At 64.9% G+C, this 22119-nt stretch carries 18 protein-coding genes; 15 read left to right on the top strand and 3 right to left on the bottom strand.

Going from position 1 to position 22119, the window contains the following annotated elements; all coding sequences use genetic code 11:
• The first annotated feature begins 146 nt into the window (after positions 1–146).
• The 11 genes from ccoN (at position 147) to fnr (ending at position 11122) form a co-directional block, all read left to right on the top strand.
• Positions 147–1571 (top strand): cytochrome-c oxidase, cbb3-type subunit I, encoded by a 1425-nt coding sequence (gene ccoN, locus E0702_RS12480; protein WP_132044310.1) that lies wholly within the window; start codon positions 147–149, stop codon positions 1569–1571.
• 23 nt (positions 1572–1594) lie between these two features.
• Positions 1595–2200: a cytochrome-c oxidase, cbb3-type subunit II gene (gene ccoO / locus E0702_RS12485; protein ID WP_132044312.1), complete on the top strand. Its 606-nt coding sequence runs from the start codon at positions 1595–1597 to the stop codon at positions 2198–2200.
• A 2-nt stretch (positions 2201–2202) separates the two neighbouring features.
• Complete coding sequence (locus E0702_RS12490) at positions 2203–2433, top strand: cbb3-type cytochrome oxidase subunit 3 (RefSeq protein ID WP_132044314.1); 231 nt, start codon at positions 2203–2205, stop codon at positions 2431–2433.
• On the top strand, positions 2430–3359 hold the full coding sequence (gene ccoP / locus E0702_RS12495; RefSeq protein ID WP_132044316.1) for a cytochrome-c oxidase, cbb3-type subunit III: 930 nt from the start codon (positions 2430–2432) through the stop codon (positions 3357–3359). The genes E0702_RS12490 and ccoP overlap by 4 nt, the downstream gene beginning before the upstream one ends.
• A gap of 134 nt (positions 3360–3493) precedes the next feature.
• Entirely contained in the window at positions 3494–4933 is a 1440-nt protein-coding gene (gene ccoG / locus E0702_RS12500) for a cytochrome c oxidase accessory protein CcoG (RefSeq protein WP_240721735.1), read from the top strand.
• A 1-nt stretch (position 4934) separates the two neighbouring features.
• Positions 4935–5438, top strand: coding sequence for a FixH family protein (locus tag E0702_RS12505; protein ID WP_132044317.1), 504 nt, complete (start codon positions 4935–4937; stop codon positions 5436–5438).
• A gap of 14 nt (positions 5439–5452) precedes the next feature.
• On the top strand, positions 5453–7942 hold the full coding sequence (locus tag E0702_RS12510; RefSeq protein WP_132044319.1) for a heavy metal translocating P-type ATPase: 2490 nt from the start codon (positions 5453–5455) through the stop codon (positions 7940–7942).
• Entirely contained in the window at positions 7939–8169 is a 231-nt protein-coding gene (ccoS, locus tag E0702_RS12515) for a cbb3-type cytochrome oxidase assembly protein CcoS (protein ID WP_132044321.1), read from the top strand. The genes E0702_RS12510 and ccoS overlap by 4 nt, the downstream gene beginning before the upstream one ends.
• Positions 8169–8876, top strand: coding sequence for a sulfite exporter TauE/SafE family protein (locus E0702_RS12520; RefSeq protein WP_132044323.1), 708 nt, complete (start codon positions 8169–8171; stop codon positions 8874–8876). Before ccoS ends, E0702_RS12520 begins: the two co-directional genes overlap by 1 nt.
• 90 nt (positions 8877–8966) lie before the next feature.
• Entirely contained in the window at positions 8967–10298 is a 1332-nt protein-coding gene (locus E0702_RS12525) for a radical SAM protein (protein ID WP_132044325.1), read from the top strand.
• 80 nt (positions 10299–10378) lie between these two features.
• Positions 10379–11122 carry a fumarate/nitrate reduction transcriptional regulator Fnr gene (fnr, locus tag E0702_RS12530; protein WP_132044327.1) on the top strand — a complete coding sequence of 248 codons (744 nt, stop codon included), beginning with the start codon at positions 10379–10381 and terminating at the stop codon, positions 11120–11122.
• 141 nt (positions 11123–11263) lie between these two features.
• Here fnr and ttcA read toward each other — a convergent pair whose 3' ends face one another.
• From ttcA to E0702_RS12545, 3 genes are all read right to left on the bottom strand, one after another.
• Complete coding sequence (gene ttcA / locus E0702_RS12535; RefSeq protein ID WP_132044329.1) at positions 11264–12181, bottom strand: tRNA 2-thiocytidine(32) synthetase TtcA; 918 nt, start codon at positions 12179–12181, stop codon at positions 11264–11266.
• A gap of 94 nt (positions 12182–12275) precedes the next feature.
• Positions 12276–12893, bottom strand: coding sequence for a 3'-5' exonuclease (locus E0702_RS12540; RefSeq protein ID WP_132044331.1), 618 nt, complete (start codon positions 12891–12893; stop codon positions 12276–12278).
• 34 nt (positions 12894–12927) lie between these two features.
• Positions 12928–14754 carry a putative nucleotidyltransferase substrate binding domain-containing protein gene (locus E0702_RS12545; RefSeq protein ID WP_132044333.1) on the bottom strand — a complete coding sequence of 609 codons (1827 nt, stop codon included), beginning with the start codon at positions 14752–14754 and terminating at the stop codon, positions 12928–12930.
• A gap of 565 nt (positions 14755–15319) precedes the next feature.
• Between E0702_RS12545 and E0702_RS12550 the strand changes: the two genes are divergently transcribed.
• From E0702_RS12550 to E0702_RS12565, 4 genes are all read left to right on the top strand, one after another.
• Entirely contained in the window at positions 15320–15580 is a 261-nt protein-coding gene (locus E0702_RS12550) for a DUF4212 domain-containing protein (RefSeq protein WP_132044334.1), read from the top strand.
• A 6-nt stretch (positions 15581–15586) separates the two neighbouring features.
• Entirely contained in the window at positions 15587–17383 is a 1797-nt protein-coding gene (locus E0702_RS12555; RefSeq protein WP_132044336.1) for a sodium:solute symporter family protein, read from the top strand.
• Positions 17384–17523: 140 nt separating this feature from the next.
• Positions 17524–18039, top strand: coding sequence for a hypothetical protein (locus E0702_RS12560; RefSeq protein WP_132044338.1), 516 nt, complete (start codon positions 17524–17526; stop codon positions 18037–18039).
• Between the two features lie 69 nt (positions 18040–18108).
• A complete protein-coding gene (locus E0702_RS12565; protein WP_132044340.1) occupies positions 18109–22056 on the top strand; it encodes a hybrid sensor histidine kinase/response regulator in 3948 nt (1315 codons plus the stop codon).
• The last annotated feature ends 63 nt before the right edge of the window (positions 22057–22119 follow it).

Raw genomic sequence — 22119 nt, forward strand, 5'->3', positions numbered from 1 at the left:
CTCCAAATACACCCTTGGGCGTGTTCAGGATATTGCCCGGCTGGGGTAGAATCCCCCGCGAATTGACCTGCATCATCCTCAGGGAGGCCGCGTCCGTGACACACTGACGCAGCTTTATCTCCTACCGCGTTCGATGGGAACCCGACATGAGCACAGCATTTGAACACCCGACCTACAACTACAAGGTAGTTCGGCAGTTCGCGATCATGACCGTGGTCTGGGGCATCGTGGGCATGACACTCGGTGTCACCCTCGCCGCCCAGCTGGTCTGGCCGCAACTGAACCTCGATCTACCCTGGACCAGCTTCGGACGCCTGCGCCCGCTGCATACCAACGCCGTGATCTTCGCCTTCGGCGGCTCGGCCCTGATCGCCACCTCCTACTACGTGGTACAGCGGACCTGTCAGGTGAGACTGTTCTCCGACAGGCTCGCCGCCTTCACCTTCTGGGGCTACCAGGCGGTGATCCTGCTCGCCGTGGTGACCCTGCCGCTGGGCTACACCACCACCAAGGAGTACGCCGAGCTGGAGTGGCCGATCAACATCCTGCTGGCGGTGGTCTGGATCGCCTATGCGATCGTCTTCCTGATGACCATCAAGCGCCGCAAGGTGTCGCACATCTATGTGGCCAACTGGTTCTATGCTGCGTTTATCCTCACCATCGCCGTGCTGCATATCGTCAACAACGCGGCGATTCCTGTCACCGCCTGGTACTCCACCTCCATCTACGCCGGCGCCATCGACGCCATGGTGCAGTGGTGGTACGGCCACAACGCGGTAGGCTTCTTCCTGACCGCCGGCTTCCTGGGCATGATGTACTACTTCGTACCCAAGCAGGCCGAGCGTCCGGTCTACTCCTATCGCCTCTCCATCGTCCACTTCTGGGCGCTGATCATGGTCTACATGTGGGCCGGCCCGCACCATCTTCACTATACCGCTCTGCCCAACTGGACCCAGTCGCTGGGCATGGTGCTGTCGATCATCCTGCTCGCACCCTCCTGGGGCGGCATGATCAACGGCATGATGACGCTCTCCGGCGCCTGGCATAAGCTGCGTACCGACCCCACCCTGCGCTTCCTCGTGGTCGCCCTCTCGTTCTACGGCATGTCCACCTTCGAGGGTCCGATGATGGCGGTGAAGACCGTCAACGCCCTCTCCCACTATACCGACTGGACCATCGGTCACGTCCATGCCGGCGCCCTGGGCTGGGTGGCAATGATCACCATCGGCTCCATGTATCACCTGATTCCGCGCCTGTTCGGCCGCACCGAGATGTACTCGGTCAACCTGATCGCCGTGCACTTCTGGCTGGCGACCATCGGCACCGTGCTCTACATCGCCTCCATGTGGGTCAACGGCATCCTGCAGGGTCTGATGTGGCGTGCGATCAACCCGGACGGCACCCTGATGTACACCTTTGTCGAGGCCGTCGAGGCCAGCGGCCCCGGTTACATCGTGCGCCTGATCGGCGGCCTGTGCTGGGTCACCGGCATGCTGATCATGGCCTATAACGTCACCCGGACCATCAAGCGCGGCGAAGAGGCCCATCAGCCGCTTCCGCAGACCGCCTGAGCCTACAGGGAACGAGACTTCCAATGAGACACGAGATCGTCGAAAAGAACGTCGGCCTGCTCGCCGTGCTGATTCTGGTGGTAATCAGCTTCGGCGGCCTGGCCGAGGTGGTGCCACTGTTCTTCCAGAAGCAGACCACTCAGCCGGTAGAGGGGCTCAAGCCGCTGTCGGCCCTGGAGCTCGAAGGGCGCGACATCTATCGCCGCGAGGGTTGCGTCGGCTGCCACTCGCAGATGGTGCGCCCCTTCCGCGCGGAAACCGAGCGCTACGGCCCCTATACCGTGGCCGGTGAAACGGTCTACGACCACAACTTCCTGTGGGGCTCCAAGCGGACCGGGCCCGACCTCGCCCGCGTAGGCGGCCGCTACAGCGACGACTGGCACCGCGCGCACATGTACAACCCGCGTGATGTGGTGCCCGAGTCGGTGATGCCCGCCTACCCGTGGCTGTTCGAGAACACCGTCGACGGCGAGGCCACGCCCAAGAAGATGCGCGCCCTGCGTGCCCTCGGCGTGCCCTATACCGACGAGCAGATCGAAAACGCCACCAGCGAGGTGCGTGGCGAGCAGGAGATCACCGCTCTGATCGCCTACCTGCAGCAGCTAGGCACCGTTCTCAAGGACAACTGATCATGGACAGCGGCACCGTAAGCGGCATCGTTACCGGCATCCTGATCGTGACCTTCATCGGCATCACGGTGTGGGCCTACTCGAAGCGTCGCAAGCCGGACTTCGATGAAGCGGCCAATCTGCCCTTCAGCGACGATGACGAGACACCGAACCATGACACGAGCACCTCGCCGAACGGGGTCGATTCCCGCAAGAACGATTCTTGCAAGAGCAAGGGAGACAGGAACACATGAATAATCTCTGGGGTGACTCCCTTTCCGGGTTCTGGAGCGCCTGGATCATCGTCATCACGCTGGGCTCCATCGGTCTTGCCTTCTGGCTTCTCTATGCCAACCGCAAGACCGACAAGACCCCCGATGCCGAAGGTAATGTCGATACCACTGGCCATGCTGCCGACGGCATCGAGGAGTACGACAACCCGCTGCCGCGCTGGTGGTTCCAGCTCTACGTCGGCACCGTGATCTTCGCGCTGGGTTACCTGGTACTCTACCCGGGCCTGGGCAACTTTGCCGGCCTGCTGGGCTGGAGCCAGGAGGGCCAGTGGGAGCAGGAAGTGGCGCGAGCCGAGGAGCGTTTTACGCCGATCTTCGCCCAGTATGAAGAAGTGCCGATTCCCGAGCTGGCCCAGGACGCGGAGGCCATGCAGGTCGCCGAGCGCATCTTCCTCAACAACTGTGCGGTGTGTCACGGCTCGGGCGCTCAGGGTGGCTACGGCTTCCCCAACCTGACCGATGACGACTGGCTGTATGGCGGCGAGCCGGAGAACATCCTGGCGACTCTCAACAATGGTCGCAACGGCCTGATGCCCTCCTGGCAGCAGCTGGGCGAGGAGAACATCGAGAACGTTACCCAGCACGTCCTCGCGCTCTCCGGCAACGAGCATGATGCCGAGCGCGCCGAGAGCGGTGCGGCGACCTTTGCCTCGGTATGTGCCGCCTGCCATATGCCCGACGGCACCGGCAATCAGGCGCTCGGCGCACCCAACCTGACCAACAACATCTGGCTCTATCAGCAGCCCGGCCAGAGTGTGGCCGATGCCGTGCGCCAGACCCTGCGTAACGGCCGCAACGGCCATATGCCGGCCCAGGCCGCCTATATCGGCGAGGAGCGCGTCCACCTGGTGGCCGCCTACGTCTACAGCCTGCGTAACCAGGACTGAGACCGCCGGTCCCGGCAAGGCTGAAAGGGTGCGACCTCAGGTCGCACCCTTTCTCGTTTGTGCGGCGCATCGATACAATAGCCCCATCTCGCCCCGAAGCGACCCGGGCCCCTCCCTCCTGCCGTGAGCCAGCCATGAGCGACAAGATTCCTACTCGCGATGTCACACCGCCATCCGTGCAGCACCATACGCCCCAGGAAGCGGTCACCCAGGAGATGTATGCCAGTCGGCGCCATATCTATGTGCGTGAGATAAAGGGCTTCTTCCAGCGCCTGCGCCGCGCCTCCAACTGGTTGCTGATGCTGGCCTTCTTCCTGCTGCCCTGGGTGCCCTGGGGCGACCGCCCCGCCATCTGGTTTAACCTCCCAGGCCGCGAGTTCCATATCTTCTCGGCCACCTTCTACCCTCAGGAGTTCATGCTGCTCTCCTGGCTGCTGATCATCTGCGCCTTCGGACTGTTCTTCATCACCGTGTTTGCCGGCCGCGTCTGGTGTGGCTACACCTGCCCACAGAGCGTCTGGACCTTCCTGTACATCTGGGTTGAGCACCGCCTGGAGGGCTCGCGCAACCGTCGCATCAAGCTCGACAAGCAGCCCATGAACGCCGACAAGCTGTGGCGCAAGGGGGCCAAGCACGCCATCTGGCTGATCATTGCCCTGGCCACCGGCGTCACCTTCGTGGGCTACTTCACCCCCATCGGTGACCTGGTGGTCGAACTGCCGACCCTGGAGGCCCATGGCTGGTCCTACTTCTGGGTCGGCTTCTTCCTGGTCTTCACCTACCTCAACGCCGGCTGGCTGCGTGAGCAGGTGTGCATCTACATGTGCCCCTACGCCCGTTTCCAGTCGGTGATGTTCGACCGCGATACCCTGATCGTCTCCTACGACACCGCCCGGGGCGAACCCCGCGGTCATCGCAAGAAGAGTCTCTCCCATGAACAGGCCCGCGAAGCCGGTCATGGCGACTGCATCGACTGCGACCTGTGCGTGCAGGTCTGTCCCACCGGCATCGACATCCGCGATGGCCTGCAGTACGAGTGCATCACCTGTGCGGCCTGCATCGATGCCTGCGACAGCGTGATGGACAAGATGGGCTACCCCCGGGGCCTGATCCGTTACACCACCGAGAATGCGCTTGAGGGCAAGCCCACCCATATCCTGCGGCCACGCCTGATGGGTTATCTCGCCGCCCTGCTGGTGATGATCGGGCTGTTCGCCTGGACCGTCAGTGATCGCACGCCGCTCTCCTTCGATGTGGAGCGTGACCGCAACCGGCTGTTCCAGACCACGAGCGAGGGCAATATCAGCAACAGCTATACCCTCACGGTGCGCAATATGGACGGCGAGGCCCATGACTATCGCCTGGAGGCCTCGGGCCTGCCCGGGCTGACGCTGGATACCGAGAGCATCCGAGTCCCGGCCAGCGACTCACGCCAGCGGGTGGTCACCATCACCGTGCCGGGAGAGGTGATCGAACGGCCCAGCCATGCCATTACCCTGCGACTGACCGCCGAGCGGTCCCCCGATATCAGCCTGGAGCGCGAGGCACGCTTCCTCGGCGAACTGCGGAGATAACATGCACGAAGACCTCAAGCCCTGGTACAAGCAGTTCTGGCCCTGGTTTCTGATCGGGCTCTTGCTGTCGTCGATCACCTTCAGCCTCATCTACCTGGTCGTCTCGATTCGCTACTACGATGGCTCGGTTGGCGGCGACTACTACAAGCGCGGCCTGGCCATCAACGAGCAGCTGGCCAAGCAGGAGCATGCCCGGGCGCTGGGGCTCGAGGCTCAGGTGCTCTTCGACAACCGCACCGGTGACGTCGTGGTGGATCTGATGGGGGAGAGTCGCCCGGAGAGCCTTGCCCTGGCACTGATCTTCCCCACCGACAGCGACTTCGACCGCGAGCTGACCCTGGAGCATGTACATGAGGGCCGCTATCTCACCACCCTGGAGGAGCCGTTGCGCTATCGCTGGTACCTGCAGCTGCAGCCCGAGGCAGGTGAGCAGGCCGAGTGGCGACTCACCGGCGAGATCAGCTTCCCGAACGATGCCCCCGTCACCCTGAAGCCGGGCCTCTAGTCCGGCGCCCCGACATGACCGACACCCCCGAGACCCTGGACACCACCTGCTATCACTGCGGCAACCCGGTACCCACCGGCGCCAGCTGGTCGATCACCCTGGATGACATCCGCCACCCGCTCTGCTGCCCCGGTTGCGAGGCGGTGGCCCACGCCATCGTCGACGGCGGGCTGGCCAGCTACTACCGCTTCCGCACCGAGCTGCCGGAGCGACCCGACGAGCGCGGCGCGGCCGATGCCGACACCTGGACGGTCTTCGATGACCCCGGGCTGCAGCAGCAGTTCGTCCACCCCGAACAGGACGGCAGCGGCCAGGTGCATGTCACCCTGGCGGTGGATGGCATCACCTGCGCCGCCTGCGCCTGGCTGATCGAGCACCGCCTCAACGCCTTGACGGGCATCACCGCCACCGCGGTCAACCTCAGCCATCACCGGTTGCGCGTGACCTGGGACCCCGAACGGCTTCCCCTGTCTCGCATCCTGGCCGAGCTGGCGGCCATCGGTTACCCCTCCCAGCCCTATGAACCGGATGCCGCCCAGCTTCGCCTTCAGCGCGAGGAGCGCATGAGCATCCGACGCCTGATCGTCGCCGCTGCCGGCATGATGCAGGTGATGATGTTCTCGATCCCCCACTACTTCGCCGGCGAGGGGGAGATCAGCGCCGACTTCAGCGCCCTCTTCCTGTGGCTGGCCTTCGCCCTGACCACACCGGTGGTGCTGTTTTCGGCTCAGCCCTTTTTCACTGGCGCGCTGCGCGATATACGCAGCCGTCAGCTGGGCATGGATGTTCCGGTGTCGCTGGCCATCGGCTCGGCCTATATCGCCAGCGCCTGGGGGGTATTCGTTGGCGGCGACATCTACTTTGATTCGGTGGTGATGTTCACCTTCTTTCTGCTGTTTGGTCGCTATGTGGAGATGCGCGCGCGCCGGCACAGCGGACGCATCGGCAATGCGCTGGCTCAGGTGCTCCCGCTTTCGGCGACGCGGCTGGAGGATGACGGCCAGGCGCGCATCGTACCCGCCAGCGACCTGCACGAGGGCGACCGCGTACTGGTCAAGCCCGGCCACGGGGTACCCGCCGACGGCATCATCGAGGACGGCGAGTCCAGCCTCGATGAATCCATGCTGACCGGCGAGACCCTGCCGGTCAGTCGCGCGTTCGGCGACAGCGTGACCGGTGGCAGCCAGAACATCACCAGCCCGCTGATCATCCGTGTGACCCGCGCGGGTAAGGACGCCAGGGCCGCCAGCATCGTCGACCTGACCGACCGCGCCTTCGCCCACCGCCCCAAGATTGCGGAGCATACCGCCCGCCTCGCCCACCACTTCGTGCTGCAGGTGCTGATCCTCTCCGTGGTGGTCGGCACCCTGTGGTGGTTTATCGATCCTCAGCGCGCCTTCTGGGTAACCCTCTCGGTGCTGGTAATCACCTGCCCCTGTGCACTGGCCCTGGCTACCCCCACCGCGCTGACGGCGGCCCATGGCCAGCTGCGTCGACGCGGCGTACTGATCACCCGCGCCGACGCCCTGGAGACGCTGTCGAATCTCGACCGAGTGGTTTTCGACAAGACCGGCACCCTGACCGCCGGTGAAATGACCCTGGTCGAGGTCCGGCGAGTCCGGGACAGCGAAGGTCTTGACACCAATCACCTTGACGAGGAGGCGCTGACCCGCATCGCCGCGGCCCTGGAAACCCAGTCCGAGCACCCCATCGCGCGGGCCTTCGGCCCCTACCGTGATCACCGCCTGAGCGCCGAGGCGATCATCAACCGCCCGGGACTGGGGCTGGAGGGCACCCTTCACAACCGTCGGTGGCGGCTCGGCAAGCCGGAGTTCGCCGCCCCCGACCAGCCCCTGGCACCCCCGGGCGATGGCCAGTGGCTGTTGCTGAGCGAAGCCGGGCGGCCCCGGGCCTGGTTCAGCCTGAGCGACCGCCTGCGAGAGGACGCCGTCGACACCGTCGCCGCACTGAGGTCGCTGGGATTGAAGGTGGAGCTGCTCTCCGGCGACAGCGCCGACGCCACCGCCCGCATGGCCGAGCGGCTGGGTATCGCGCGGTGGCACGGCGGGGTCAGCCCGGAAGGCAAGCTTGCGCGCCTGCGCCAGCTGCAGGCCGCGGGTGAGCGCGTCGCCATGGTCGGCGACGGCATCAACGATGTACCGGTGCTGGCGGGTGCCGATGTGGCCATCGCCATGAACGGCGCCACGGACCTGGCTCGCACCCGCGCCGATGCCGTGTTGCTGGGCCCGCGCCTGATGCGTATCGTCGAGGCCGTCGCCGTCAGCCGCGCCACGCGCCGCATCATCAAGCAGAACCTCGGATGGGCGCTGGTTTACAATATCGGCGCCCTGCCGCTGGCCATGATGGGCTTCGTCACGCCCTGGATTGCGGCCATCGGCATGTCGGCAAGCTCGCTGGTGGTGGTCGGCAACGCTCTGCGTCTGACTCGCCACACCCCACTGCCACAGGAGGTGGCTACACCTTCGGAACCCCGCACCGCATGACTATTCTCTACCTGCTGATACCACTGACCCTGATCCTGCTGGGCCTGGCCTTGTGGGCCTTCTTCTGGGCGGTGAAGCACGACCAGTTCGAGGATCTGGAAGGACCCGCCTACCGCATTCTCTTCGATGAGGACGACAATGACCGCCCCACGGAGGAGCGCAGGAGCGGCGGCAAGGATGACGTCACCACATCGCCGACCTCCGAGCCATCGGACGAGACGCGCTGATGGACCCGACCGGACTGGACCTGCCGCCTTTCGCCGCCGCCTTCGTCTTCGGCCTGCTTGGCGGTGCCCACTGCATCGGCATGTGCGGCGGCATCATGAGCGCCCTCTCCTTCGCGGTGCCACCCAGCATGCGCTCTCCGGCGCGCCTCTCGGGCCTGCTGCTGGGCTACAACCTGGGCCGCATCACCAGCTACATGATCGCCGGCGTCCTGGCGGCGTCGCTCGGCACCCTGCTCTCGCTGACCGCCCCCGCGCGCCTTATCCTGCAGGGGCTCGCCGCCCTGATGCTGATCCTTATGGCGCTCTATATCGCCGACTGGTGGAAGGGGCTGCTGGGGATCGAGGCCCTGGGCAGGCGCCTGTGGCGCCATCTGGAGCCACTGGGGCGCCGGCTGATGCCGGTGGTCAAGCTCCCCCAGGCAGTGGCGCTGGGGGCGGTATGGGGCTGGCTGCCCTGCGGGCTGGTCTACTCCATGCTGACCTGGAGCCTGGCCATGGCGGATCCGCTGCGCGGCGCCTTGCTGATGGGCGCCTTCGGACTAGGCACCCTGCCGGCCCTGCTGGCCACCGGCTTTGCCGCGCGCCAGCTGAGCCGGCTGATCCGCCACCGGGCCACCCGCACCCTTGCCGCGCTCTCCATCATCGCCTTCGCGCTCTGGCAGCTATGGTTGCTGGCTCCCGGGGGAGGCCCCCACCATCCCGGCTGAGCACTATTCCACGCGGGGTTGACGCAGCTCAACGCCGGTCTCGGCACCACGCCCTAGCATGGGGAGTAGATCCATCAGCGGAGTCGCCCCATGCCCGTTCCTGCCAAGCACACCGTCCCCGCCGGGGCCTCGAGTCCTGCTCGAGAGCCGCTGCCCGGCGTGGGCGACCTGGTAACGGCCGCGGAGGTCGCCTACCCTGCCCCGCACCACTATCACGACGGCATCGGCGCCCAGGCACTGGAAATGGCCCTCGCCGAGCGTCCGGCCGAGGCACCCCTGGCGATCAAGGTGCGCCTACCCTTCTGCCACCATGCCTGCCGCTTCTGCGCCAGCCAGTGCGTCTCCTCCCGCAGCAGTCGCCAGGCCGACCCCTATCTCTCCCGCCTAGACCGCGAAATGGTACTGGCTCGGCGTCGGCTCAGCGGCCTGCCGCCGGTATCTCGCCTGCACTGGGGTGGCGCCCCCCCGGCCTTTCTCTCCCTGGACCAGATGAGTGACCTCTTCGATCGCCTGGACGCCCGCCTCGGCCTCTCCGGTGCCCGGGAGCGGGACTTCAGCATCGACCTCGACCCACGAGAGACCGATATGCTGACCCTGCGCCATCTGCAAGCGCTGGGCTTCAACCGCCTGAACCTGGGGGTGCAGGAACTGGATCCACGTGTACAACAGGCCATCAACCGCCTACAGCCGAGGGCCCTGACCGAGTCGCTGGTCGACGAGGCCGACCGCCTGGGCTTCCGGGAGCTGACGATGTCGCTGATGCTGGGGCTACCCTTCCAGACACCTCAAGGGCTCGTCGATACCCTCGAGCAGGTCATCGGCATGGTCCCGGCACGCATCCGCCTCTACCGCTATCGGCATCGCCCGGAGCACCACCCTGCCCAGCGCGCCATCCACCGTGACTGGCTACCCGACGCCTCGACCCGCCGGCAGCTGCTGGCCGTGGCTCGCGCCCGGCTCGACGCCGCCGGCTATGTCCATATCGGCCTGGGCCTCTACACGCGCCGCAACGACCCCCTGGCACAGGCCCAGGCCAGCGGCACTCTGGGGCATGGTCCGCTTGGCTTTACCCGGGGGCAAGCGGGTGATCTGCTGGGGCTCGGCGTGAACGCCACCAGCCGTATCGGCGACCTCTGGGTTCGTAACGCCGGTACGCTGGCGGCATACGAATCGGCACTCGATAACAGCCAACTGCCAACCGCACGCGGCGCCCGCCTGACGGCCGATGAACGACGCCACCGCGCGACACGCGAGACCCTGCTGTGTGGCCGTGGCGTCGACCCTGCCGACCTGCCGCCGAGCCCACACCTCGAGAGGCTCCACGCGGAGGGACTGATCGAGATGACGATTGAGGGAGTATCGCTGACCGCCGAGGGACACTGGCGGCTGCCCGACATCCTTGAGGCCCTCGCCCTCCCCTAGCCGCCGAGCCCCGCATAGTTTGCCCTGCCTGCACTTTGCTCCATAATGGGCCCATGACCACGATCAAGAAGGAAAGGGCCATGGCGGATACTCTCACCGGTCGGCGGCGATCCGTACTACAGGAGACGCGCTGTCAGACGTGCAGTCTCAGCTCTCTCTGCCTGCCTCTGGCACTCGAGGTGGACGACATGGACCAGTTCGACGCCATCATCCGGCGTCGCGCACCACTCAAGAAGGGCGAGGCGCTATTCCGCCAGGACACCCCCTTCTCCAGCGTCTTCGCGGTTCGCTCCGGCAGCCTCAAGCAGGTCACCACCGAGGGCAGTGGCGAAGACCAGCTGACCAACTTCTATCTCCCCAGCGAACTGGTGGGCCTCGACGGCATCGACGAACAATGCTACCCGGGTACAGTGGTGGCACTGGAGACCACCACCGTCTGCGAGATTCCCTTCGACCGCCTGGACCACCTCGCGGAGTCGATGCCGGAGCTGCGCGGACAACTCTACCGCAGCATGAGCAAGGAGCTGCGCGATGACCGCCGCATGATGCGCCTGCTCTCGCGCAAGACCGCCGACCAGCGCCTGGCCAGCTTCTTCACCAGCCTCTCCGAGCGTTTCCGCCGCCGCGGCTACTCGCCCTACAGCTTCCGCCTCTCCATGGCGCGGGCCGATATCGGCAACTACCTGGGCCTGGCGGTGGAGACGGTAAGCCGTATCCTCGGCCGCTTCCAGACCCAGGGCCTGGTCGCCGTCTCGGGGCGCGAGGTGAATATCCTCGATCTGCCGGCGCTCACCCGTCTGGCCGAGGAGGAGGGGGCGCACTAAAGCAGGAAGCTGGAAAAGCAGCATGACTTCGCTGCCAAAGGCGTCAAGTCCTGTTCTTCAAGCTTGAGCCAGCGAAGCAGGTGCTCTTCCAGCTCCGGGCGAAGCCCGGCTCTTCCAGGCGCGGAGCGCCGCTCTTCAAGCTTATAGCTCTTGCTGGATATCGATCCGGCTGGCCTGCATCCTGGCCTGCTTCTCCTCCAGCCCGGCGAAGTCAAACAACTCACGGTCGGCCAGCTGTGAAGGCGCCACATTGGTCACCGCCTTGAACATGCTTTCCAGGCGCCCGGGATGCTTCGCCTCCCACTCCGCCAGCATCTCCTTGACCACCTGACGCTGCAGGTTGGGCTGAGAGCCACACAGGTTGCAGGGGATGATCGGAAACGCCATCTGCCGAGCAAACTCGGCAATGTCCGCCTCCCGACAATAGGCCAGCGGCCGAATCACCATGTTCCGGCCATCGTCGGACAGCAGCTTCGGCGGCATCGACTTGAGGCTGCCGCCGAAGAACATGTTGAGGAACAGGGTCTCGAGGATATCCTCGCGGTGGTGCCCCAGGGCGATCTTGTTGGCACCGATCTGCTCGGCGAACCCATACAGGGAGCCGCGGCGCAGCCGCGAGCAGAGCGCACAGGTGGTCTTGCCTTCCGGGGTCTTCTCCTTGACCACCGAATAGGTGTCGCGCTCGAGGATATGATAGTCGACCCCGGTAGTCTCCAGGTACTCGGGCAGCACATGCTCGGGAAAGCCGGGCTGCTTCTGATCGAGATTCACCGCCACCAGCGAGAAGTCGACCGGGGCGTTGCGCTGCAGATTGCGTAGGATCTCGAGCAGGGTGTAGCTGTCCTTGCCACCGGACAGGCACACCATCACCCGATCTCCCTCATGAATCATGCCGTAGTCGATGATGGCATTGCCTACCAGGCGACGCAGCCGCTTCTGCAGCTTGTTGAATTCACGCTTGTCCTGGGTACCGGGCTGCTGCTGGGGCGAGGCTGGCCCGGAGTGGGTGAGGGGCGCGCTATCGCGTTCGCGGGGGTCGAAGGTCACGGCGTCTTGCATAGGTCTTGGCGCTGCCAGTGCGGGCAAAAATGGAAAGGCGCCCATCCTACCATCGGCGACAGCGCCAGGCGACGCCAGACGCCACTCGTGCCGACTAACTCCCGGCGGCGTCAGCGCGCTCCAGGCGCAGGAACATCAGCGCGGTGGTCACCGCATCCCCCAGGGCGGTATTGCGCCCCATGACCGGCACTCCCAGGCGCTCGGCGGCACTCTCGAAGCGCGGCAGGTTATCGATTGCCGGGTGCCGACGTCGCAGTCGGCGCCGCCACAGCTGGGCCACATCCACGGTGGCGTTGGGTAGCTCGAAGCCGAAACGCGGACGCAGCTCACGGTTGAGAATCGCCAGGTCAAAGCCCAGATGCCAGCCCACGAGAGGGCGATTGCCGACGAAGTCGAGCAGCCGCGCCAGGGCGCTGTCGATGCTCTCGCCATTGTCGAGGTCCATGCCACGCAGGCCATGGATGCGGATGGAATCACCGGTCAGCGAGTCGGGGCGACGAAGGCGCAGATCCAGGGAGTCACTGGTGAGGATATGATCACCACGCACCCGCACCGCGGCGATCGACACCAGCTCGGCGCTGCGGGTATCCAGGCCGGTGGTCTCGGTGTCGATCACCACCATCTCGTCACCGGTATAGGGGCGAAACAGCCAGGCGTACTCGCCGTTGGCATGGCGCCGCTGATCCGCGACGCGTCTCAGCATCTTGAGCATGACGGGCTCCTTGTGTCGTTGTCGTTCCGTCGATTCATGAGTACTCCAGATGAAAGCGGTGGGAGAGGCGCTGCTTGAAGTCCTTGACGATATGCAGCGCCTCGCGCAGCAGGTCGCGCTCCAGCGACGAGAGCTCCTGTACCACTACTCGATCAGGGCTGTGCTGCTCGCCCTCCTCCTCGTCCTCACGCCTCTCCAGCTGCTGCTTGAGGCGCAGCTCGGTGAATAGCGCCAGCGCCTCGGCCAGGTCTTCGGCGAAGCGTGGCTCCAGCCGGCCATCGGCAGCCAGGGCCTCCAGGCGCTCCAGGGTCGAGGTAGGCCGGATGCCGCGCTCCAGTGCCATCACTCGTACGCCATGCACGATGGGGAAGATCCCCCCCTTCTTGATATCGATGCCGTGCTGGGGTCGCTTGAGTGAGCCGAACAGGGTCAGCGGTGTGGAGAAGCGCAGGATGGTGCGGGCGAAGTAGGAGAGCAGCAGATCGTTTCCACTGCACCGGGCAAAGAGGTCGTCACGCACCCGGTCGAGCAGCGCCGGGTTGCCCGCCACCGCGTGGGAGTCGAGCATGATCGCCAGCTTCATCAGGCTGTCGCCATCCCGAGTCTCGACCCAGCGCGTGATGCGCTGCTTCCACTGGGTGACCGTGCCCACCCACTCCGGGTTGGAGACCATGATATTGCCCGGGCAGAGTGGATAACCCAGCTCCACCAGGGTCTCGGTCAGGCCCTGCATCTGCTCGGCGCAGTCGGGCCACTCGAGATCATCGGCCAGGATCAGGCCGTTGTCCTGATCGGTCTTGAGGATCTGCTCACCACGCCCTTCGCTGCCCATCACCATCAGGCAGCTATCGGCATGGTAACGCTCGTCGATCAGAAACCCCCAGGCCTTGTTGATGATCCGGCCGTTGAGGGCCGCCAGCAGGCCCATGGAGAAGCGCAGCTTGACCCCCTGGGCCATCAGCGCGCTGACCAGCTCGGGAGTGCGGCGGCTGGCGGCGGCAAGGGCTTCGAGGCTATCGGCCTGCTCGACCTGCAGGCTGACCACGTAGCTGCGACTGGAGAAGTAACTGAGCACATCGGTCAGCTCCACCACCCCCACCGGTTGGTGCTGGTCCATCACCACGACCCGCTCCACCTTGTGACGGGTCATGATCACCAGCGCCTCGAAGAGGTACTTTTCCGGTGTCACGGTGATCAGTTCGGCATGCCCCAGCTCCTCGAGCGGAGTGTCTCGGCAACGTTCGTCCACCACCAGGGCATTGAGCAGATCGGTCTTGGTGATCATGCCGTGACAACCATTGCGCTTCACCAGCAGCGAGTCGGCATGCCGCTCGTTGATGGTGACCACCGCCTCGGCGATGGTGGTGGCAGCCGGCACTACCAGGGGCTCACGCATGCACTCCTTCACCATCGCCAGCATGAAACCGGCCATGGTCACTCCGCCCTCGGCGCGCTGCTCGGTCAGCAGGCGGGCCTTGTGGGCCAGGCTCTGGCGGAAGAACTCGGCAAAGGGGAGATAGGCGTCGCACAGCTCGAGGAACAGTGCCCTGGGCATCAGGTAGCAGAGGCTCTCCTGCTCGGCACGAAAGCGATAGCGACTCTTGCCGTTGAGAATGCTGATCGCCCCGAACAGGTCCCCCTGGGTGTAATGCCCGATGCGCTCCCTGGCTGCCGGCTGGGTGGTATCGATCTCCGCCACCTCGCCCTTGTGAATCAGAAAGACATACTCGCCGGGCTGACCAGCCTCGAGGATGATCTCGTCACGATCGAAGTAGGCCAGATCGACGCCCTGGCGCACCCGCTCGCGACCGGGCTCATCGAGCAGCGTGAACGGTGGCTGAGAAAGATCGAGATCGATCATGGCGGGCCCTCACGGATCACCCCCCGCCTGAAGGAGCGCCCCGGCACCGAAGTGGCTCGTCGGTCTCAGGGGACGCCTTCGGCGAAGGCATTGTTATTGATTTCCGCAGGCGTGATCGGCAGGCGACAAAGCCGACGACACATCGGTACTCCTGTGGAGCATAACAACGACCATGCCTCGTCGATAAGCTAGACGAACGTATCGATCCAGGGCCGCTTAGACCATGGTCCTATCCGGCGCCTTATCACTAGACAAAGGTCCAAGGTGAACGAGATATACCATGGTGTTAACCAGCCGCCTTTGCGCCTGGCATTCCACAGAATCATCTATAGCAAAGCATTGATTTTAAAAATTTTTTACCATCAACACTGAATCGCTTTATTCTCATGATACGAAAGTCTGGGATTCATTTCTTGCCCTCATTGACCACTATTCACCTGCATCATGCAGGGCAATCGCACGCCACCATGGCGTCTTCCCGCCCGGAGACATGCGATTGCCCTGGTGATTTCACCATCAGCGACTGCACAAGTTCCCTATCTCAACAACAAGTGGAGAACACGACATGGCAGAAGAGAGAGTCGACACAACCGAGTACTGGAAGGCCAACGTACGCCTGATCGTGGGCTGCCTGGCCGTCTGGGCCTTTGTTTCCTACGGCTGCGCCATCCTGTTCCGGCCTCTGCTCGCCGGTATCCCGGTCGGCGGGACCGACCTTGGCTTCTGGTTCGCCCAACAGGGGTCGATCCTGACCTTCATTTGCCTGATCTTCTTCTACGCCTGGCGCATGAACAAGCTCGACAAGAAATTCGGCCTCGGGGAGTAACCAAGAATGAGTCAATTTGCCATCAACCTGCTATTTGTAGGGGCGTCATTCGCCCTCTACATCGGCATAGCGATCTGGGCCCGTGCCGGCTCGACCAAGGACTTCTATGTGGCGGGCGGGGGCGTCCACCCGGTCACCAACGGCATGGCCACCGCCGCCGACTGGATGTCCGCCGCGTCGTTCATCTCCATGGCCGGCCTGCTGGCCTCCGGGGGCTACGCCAACTCGACCTTCCTGATGGGCTGGACCGGTGGCTATGTCATCCTGGCCATGCTGCTGGCTCCCTATCTGCGCAAGTTCGGCAAGTTCACGGTGCCCGACTTCATCGGTGAACGTTTCTACAGCAATACCGCCCGCCTGGTAGCCGTCGTCTGCCTGATCGTCGCCTCGGTGACCTACGTCATCGGCCAGATGACCGGCGCCGGCGTGGCCTTCTCGCGCTTCCTCGAGGTCTCCAATACCTGGGGCATCTGGATCGCGGCCTTTATCGTGTTCCTCTATGCGGTATTCGGCGGCATGAAGGGAATTACCTATACCCAGGTGGCCCAGTACGTCGTGCTGATTGTCGCCTACACCATCCCGGCGGTATTTATCGCCCTGCAGCTGACCGGCAACCCGATCCCCATGTTCGGCATGTTCAGCACCCATACCGAGTCCGGTGTGCCGCTGCTCGCCAAGCTGGATAGTGTGGTCAACGCCCTGGGCTTCCGCGACTACACCGCCGACGTGGACAACAAGCTCAACATGGTGCTGTTCACCCTGTCGCTGATGGTGGGTACCGCGGGCCTGCCCCACGTCATCATCCGCTTCTTCACCGTGCCCAAGGTGGCCGACGCCCGCTGGTCTGCCGGCTGGGCCCTGGTCTTCATCGCCCTGCTCTACCTCACCGCACCGGCCGTTGGCTCCATGGCGCGGCTCAATCTGATGACCACCGTCTACCCGGAGATGGCCGGTGAGGTGGAAGACTATACCGACGAGCTGAACAACCCGATCCTCTACGAGGAGCGCCCGGGCTGGATCCGCACCTGGGAAGAGACCGGGCTGATCACCTTCGAGGACAAGAACGGTGACGGTCGCATCCAGCTCTATAACGACAACAATCCCGAGTACACCGAGATCGCCGAATCCCATGGCTGGGAAGGCAGCGAGCTGACCGTCAACAACGATATCCTGGTACTCGCCAACCCCGAGATCGCCAACCTGCCCCCCTGGGTCATCGGCCTGATCGCGGCCGGCGGCATCGCCGCGGCACTCTCCACCGCTGCCGGTCTGCTGCTGGCCATCTCCTCGGCGATCAGCCATGACCTGATCCGCAACATGATCAACCCCAACATCACCGAGAAGGGCGAGATGCTGGCGGCGCGGATCTCCATGGCCGGCGCCATCCTGCTGGCGACCTACCTGGGCCTCAATCCACCGGGCTTCGCCGCCCAGACGGTGGCCCTGGCCTTCGGCATCGCCGGCGCCTCGCTGTTCCCGGCGCTGATGATGGGGATCTTCTCCAAGCGGGTGAACAACAAGGGCGCGGTCGCCGGCATGCTGACCGGTCTGGTCGCTACCCTGCTCTATATCTTCACCTACCTGGGCTGGTTCTTCATTCCCGGCACCAACATGCTGCCCAACACGCCGGATAACTGGATCCTGGGCATCTCGCCGCTCTCCTTCGGCGCGCTGGGGGCGATCTGCAACTTCACGGTGGCCTACCTGGTTTCCAGCGCCACCGAGGAGCCCCCGCAGGAGATCCAGGACCTGGTGGAGAGCGTCCGCTATCCCAAGGGGGCTGGCGTGGCGACCGGCCACTGATCTTCCAGGCCATTCTGGGTCATAATGGCCCCCTGGCCCGGTTCGCCGGGCCAGGCAACTTCCTACCGATCGGGCTTCCTCAGGGAAGCCCGATCGCTTTGCCACCGATTTATTTACAGGATGTCTTACAGGGGTGAATCATGATTTGGCACTTGATTGCGGCGATCTTTGCCGGCCTCGGTGCGGCGGGCATCGGGCTTCTGCTGCGCACGCTCAGTGGCAAGCGGCTGCCGCGCTGGATCATTCCGGTCCTCGGCGGCCTGGGGATGCTCGGCTACCAGATCAACGTCGAGTACAGCTGGTACGAGCACAAGCGCTCGCTGCTGCCGGACACCGCCCGTATCGTCCAGGTAGAGGAGGAGCCCATGTTCTGGCGCCCCTGGACCTATCTCTTCCCGATGACGACCGCCTTCAGCGTGGTCGATGAGCAGGGCATGACGCCCCGGGAGCAGGCGGGCGAGAAGCAGGTCGAGTTTCTGCTCTACCGCTTCGAGAAGCAGCTTCAGGACAGCGTCAGCCACCAGACCTGGCTGATGAACTGCGCCACTCGCGAGACCCTGCCACTGGAGGGGGAGGAGCGCCGGCCGAGACTGGACGCCATGCGTCGGCTGACGTCGGAGGCGCCGCTCTACCGCGCGGTCTGCACCGAGACCTGACAGGCCATGAGCCTGCCCTCGGGCGCGCCATTGCCCTAGAATGGGCGGCGACACCGAGGGAGGAAGTCCATGTTCTCAGGCTGGCTGCTGGTCGCCGCATCGCTGCTCTACATCGCCATACTGTTCGGCATCGCCTGGCGTGGTGATCGTCATGCCCGACGCCATGGCGCCAGCCAGCGACGGCCGATCATCTACTCCCTGGCGCTGGCCATCTACTGCACCTCCTGGACCTTCCATGGCGCGGTGGGCCAGGCCGCCAATGGCGGCTGGTCCTTCGCCAGCATCTTCGTCGGGCCGATCCTGACCTTCCTGCTGTTCTGGCCGGTGCTGGCCAAGATGATCCGCGTCGCCAAGCACCAGAACGTCACCTCCATCGCCGACTTCATCGCCTCACGCTACGGCAAGACCCAGTCGCTGGCGGCCTTTGCCAGCCTGGTGGCCCTGATCGGCACCCTGCCCTATATCGCCCTGCAGCTGAAGGCCGTGTCCACCTCCTTCAGCCTGCTGACCGTCGATAGCGACATCACGCGGGCGCCCCTCTTCGCCGACACCGCCTTCTATGTGGCGCTGGTGATGGCGGTCTTCGCCATCCTCTTCGGCACCCGCCATACCGACGCCACCGAGCACCACGAGGGGATGATCCATGCCGTGGCCTTCGAGTCACTGATCAAGCTGATCGCCTTCCTCGTGCTGGGGGCCTATGTCACCTGGGGGATGTTCGACGGGCTGGGGGATCTGCTGGTACGCGCCGAGAGCCAGCTGGAGCTTCAGCAGCAGCTGGCCGAGCAGGACTTCGGCCAGAGTTTCTGGGCACAGACCCTGCTGGCGATGCTGGCGATCCTCTGCCTGCCACGCCAGTTCCATGTGGCGGTGGTGGAGAACACCCATCGCGATGACGCCCGCACGGCACGCTGGCTTTTCCCGCTCTATCTGCTGGCCTTCGCCTTCTTCGTGGTGCCACTGGCAGCCGCCAGCCTGACCCTGTTCGCCGACAGCCAGGTGGCGCCCGACAACTTCGTGCTGGCGCTCCCCATGGCAGCCGACAGCGCCTGGCTGACGCTGCTGACCTTTATCGGTGGCTTCTCGGCGGCGACCGGCATGGTGATCGTGGCCGCCGTGGCGGTCTCGATCATGATCTCCAACGAGATCGTGATTCCGGCGCTGTTCCGGCTACGCTGGTTCGATACCAAGGCCCGCGACTACGGTCGCCTGGTGCTGCGCGCGCGTCGCATCACCATCGCTGCCGTACTGGCGATGGCCTACGGGTTCTATCATCTGATTGGCGAATTCGCCTCGCTCGCCTCCATCGGCATGCTCTCCTTCGCCGCCGCGGCCCAGTTCGCCCCGGCGCTGATCGGCGGGCTCTACTGGAAACGGGGCAACCGTCTCGGCGTGATCGTCGGCATGAACGCGGGCTTTGCCATCTGGGCCTACAGCCTGCTGATGCCGGCCATGATCGGTGCCAACGTACTGCCCGCCGACTGGCTGACCGGCGGCCCCTTCGGCGTCGCCTGGCTCTCCCCCACCTCGCTGTTCGGCCTCAATGTCGGTGACGGCTTCACCCACGGCGTGATGCTCTCGCTGGGGGTCAACCTGTTCTGCTACATCTTCGTCTCCCAGGTCACCTCCCAGCGGGTGGTGGAGCGCATCCAGGCCTCGCTGTTCGTCGACAGCGTCGAGACCCGTCAGACCTCGGTGAACCGGCCCTGGACCGGCGCCACCACCGTGGGCGACCTCAAGGTGCTGTGCGAACGCTTCCTGGGTGCCAGCCAGGTCAGCCGAGCCTTCGACGACTATGCCCGGCGCAGCGGCAAGCCGCTGGAGGATGGCACCCGCGCCTCCATCGACGTCATCCAGTTCACCGAACGCTTCCTGGCCTCGGTGCTCGGCGCCTCCTCGGCACGCATCGTGGTCAACTCGGCGCTGCAGGGGCGCGGCATCGGTATCTCCGATGTCATCTCCATCGTCGACGAGGCCTCCCAGGTGCTGGAGTTCAACCGCGCCCTGCTCCAGGCCACCATCGAGAACATCAACCAGGGCATCAGCGTGGTCGATCAGAACCTGCGTCTGGTGGTATGGAATCAGCGCTATCTTGAGCTGTTCCGCTTCCCCGATCACCTGATCCGGGTAGGCGCGCCGATCGACAAGATCTTCCGCTACAACGCCCATAACGGTGAGTACGGCCCCGGCGATCCCGAAGAGCATGTCCAGCTGCTGCTCGACAATATCCGCCAGGGACAACCCCACCGCTACGTCCGCTATCGCCAGGATGGCAGCGTCCTGGAGGTGCAGGGCAACCCCATGCCGGGCGGCGGCTTCGTCTACACCTATCAGGACATCACCCAGCAGAAGCGCATCGAGGAGGCGCTGATCCGCTCGGAGAACAATATCCGCATCTATACGGATAACGTCCCCGCGCTGATCGCCTACTTCGACAAGGAGTGCCGCTACCTCTTCACCAACCGCGCCTACGAACAGGCCTTCGGCATCGATCGCAACGCGGTGATCGGCAAGCGAATCCACGAGGTCATCTCGCCCGAGATGAGTCAGGAACGAAAGCAGTGGATCGAGCTCGCCCTGGCCGGCGAGCGGGTCAGCTTCGAGGTCTCGTTCAGACTACCCGAGGGGCGGCGCTACATGCTGGTGACCTACACCCCCCACTTCGGCGACAGCAGTGCGATCCTCGGGTTCTTCGCCCTCTATCAGGACATCACCGAGCGGCGCCTGGCGGAGGTCGCCCTGAAGGAGACCAACGAGACCCTGGAGGAGCGCGTTCGCGAGCGAACCCAGGCCCTCTCCGAGGCCAACGCGGCACTGCGCCAGGAGAACCGGGTACGCGCCGAGGCGGAGCAGGCACTGCGCCAGGCCAAGCAGGTAGCCGAGGATGCCAACGCCTCCAAGACACGCTTCCTGGCCGCCGCCAGCCACGACCTGCTGCAGCCACTCAACGCCGCTCGCCTGTTCACCTCGGCCCTCGCCCAGGAGATGGACGCCACGGACATGAAGCGCACCATCGGCCATATCGATGGCTCGCTGCAGGCCGCCGAGGAGCTGCTCGGCACCCTGCTCGATATCTCCAAGCTGGATGCCGGCGCCCTTACCCCAAGACGCAGCCACTTCGCCCTGGCCGATATCATCCGGCCGCTGCGTGCCGAGTTCGAGGTGATGGCCGAGAATCGTGGCCTCGACCTGATGGTGGTGCCGACCGCCGCCTGGGTCGACAGCGACCCTCAGATGCTGCGCCGTATCGTGCAGAACTTCCTCTCCAACGCCATTCGTTACACCCAGGAGGGTCGGGTGCTGCTGGGCTGTCGACGGCATGCCGGCCGACTCTCCCTCCAGGTGTGGGACTCCGGCCCCGGCATTCCCGCCTCCAAGCAGGCCGAAATCTTCCAGGAGTTCCGCCGCCTCGACCAGGCCTCACGTCACAAGGAGAGCGAAAAGGGGCTCGGCCTGGGGCTCTCCATCGCCGACCGCATGAGTCGGGTGCTCGACCACCCCATCACGGTGCGCTCCCGGGAGGGGTACGGCACCATGTTCGCGGTCAGCGTACCGCTGGTCGCCGCCCAGACGCCGACCCAGCAGGGCGAGGAGCCGACGCCACCGCGCCGTGCCGGCAACAAGCTGGTCGGCACGCGAATACTCTGCATCGACAATGAGACCCTGATTCTCGAAGGCATGAAGGCGATGCTCACCGGCTGGGGCTGTGAGGTATTCACGGCCACCAGCATCGGCGGTGCCAAGTCGGTGCTGCGCCACCTCGACGGCGACCCGGACGCCATTCTCGCCGACTATCACCTGGACAACGAGGTCACCGGACTGATGGCCCTGGAGGCCCTCGGCGAGCGGCTCGAGGGGGCGGTGCCCGGCATCGTGATCACCGCCGACCGCACCGAGGAGGTGGCCGAGGAGGTCAGGCGCACCGGCTACCAGCTGCTGCTCAAGCCGGTGCGTCCCGCGGCCCTGCGCGCCCTGCTCACCCGCACCCTGCAGGCGAGCCGCGCGCCTGGCGGCTAGCCGTAAGCCGTAAGCCGTAAGCCGTAAGCCGTAAGCCGTAAGCCGTAAGCCGTAAGCCGTAAG

Origin of the sequence: Halomonas marinisediminis (genome assembly GCF_004347715.1) — a bacterium.
GTDB classification, from domain to species: domain Bacteria; phylum Pseudomonadota; class Gammaproteobacteria; order Pseudomonadales; family Halomonadaceae; genus Halomonas; species Halomonas icarae.

What these genes read in the sequence shown, in the direction of transcription:
- ccoS (WP_132044321.1), top strand. Translation starts at nt 7,939, where the DNA reads ATGACTATTCTCTACCTGCTGATACCACTGACCCTGATCCTGCTGGGC.
- E0702_RS12565 (WP_132044340.1), top strand. Translation starts at nt 18,109, where the DNA reads ATGTTCTCAGGCTGGCTGCTGGTCGCCGCATCGCTGCTCTACATCGCC.
- E0702_RS12505 (WP_132044317.1), top strand. Translation starts at nt 4,935, where the DNA reads ATGCACGAAGACCTCAAGCCCTGGTACAAGCAGTTCTGGCCCTGGTTT.
- E0702_RS12555 (WP_132044336.1), top strand. Translation starts at nt 15,587, where the DNA reads ATGAGTCAATTTGCCATCAACCTGCTATTTGTAGGGGCGTCATTCGCC.
- E0702_RS12510 (WP_132044319.1), top strand. Translation starts at nt 5,453, where the DNA reads ATGACCGACACCCCCGAGACCCTGGACACCACCTGCTATCACTGCGGC.
- ccoP (WP_132044316.1), top strand. Translation starts at nt 2,430, where the DNA reads ATGAATAATCTCTGGGGTGACTCCCTTTCCGGGTTCTGGAGCGCCTGG.
- ccoN (WP_132044310.1), top strand. Translation starts at nt 147, where the DNA reads ATGAGCACAGCATTTGAACACCCGACCTACAACTACAAGGTAGTTCGG.
- fnr (WP_132044327.1), top strand. Translation starts at nt 10,379, where the DNA reads ATGGCGGATACTCTCACCGGTCGGCGGCGATCCGTACTACAGGAGACG.
- ttcA (WP_132044329.1), bottom strand. Translation starts at nt 12,181, where the DNA reads ATGCAAGACGCCGTGACCTTCGACCCCCGCGAACGCGATAGCGCGCCC.
- E0702_RS12560 (WP_132044338.1), top strand. Translation starts at nt 17,524, where the DNA reads ATGATTTGGCACTTGATTGCGGCGATCTTTGCCGGCCTCGGTGCGGCG.
- ccoO (WP_132044312.1), top strand. Translation starts at nt 1,595, where the DNA reads ATGAGACACGAGATCGTCGAAAAGAACGTCGGCCTGCTCGCCGTGCTG.
- E0702_RS12550 (WP_132044334.1), top strand. Translation starts at nt 15,320, where the DNA reads ATGGCAGAAGAGAGAGTCGACACAACCGAGTACTGGAAGGCCAACGTA.
- E0702_RS12540 (WP_132044331.1), bottom strand. Translation starts at nt 12,893, where the DNA reads ATGCTCAAGATGCTGAGACGCGTCGCGGATCAGCGGCGCCATGCCAAC.
- E0702_RS12490 (WP_132044314.1), top strand. Translation starts at nt 2,203, where the DNA reads ATGGACAGCGGCACCGTAAGCGGCATCGTTACCGGCATCCTGATCGTG.
- E0702_RS12545 (WP_132044333.1), bottom strand. Translation starts at nt 14,754, where the DNA reads ATGATCGATCTCGATCTTTCTCAGCCACCGTTCACGCTGCTCGATGAG.
- E0702_RS12525 (WP_132044325.1), top strand. Translation starts at nt 8,967, where the DNA reads ATGCCCGTTCCTGCCAAGCACACCGTCCCCGCCGGGGCCTCGAGTCCT.
- E0702_RS12520 (WP_132044323.1), top strand. Translation starts at nt 8,169, where the DNA reads ATGGACCCGACCGGACTGGACCTGCCGCCTTTCGCCGCCGCCTTCGTC.
- ccoG (WP_240721735.1), top strand. Translation starts at nt 3,494, where the DNA reads ATGAGCGACAAGATTCCTACTCGCGATGTCACACCGCCATCCGTGCAG.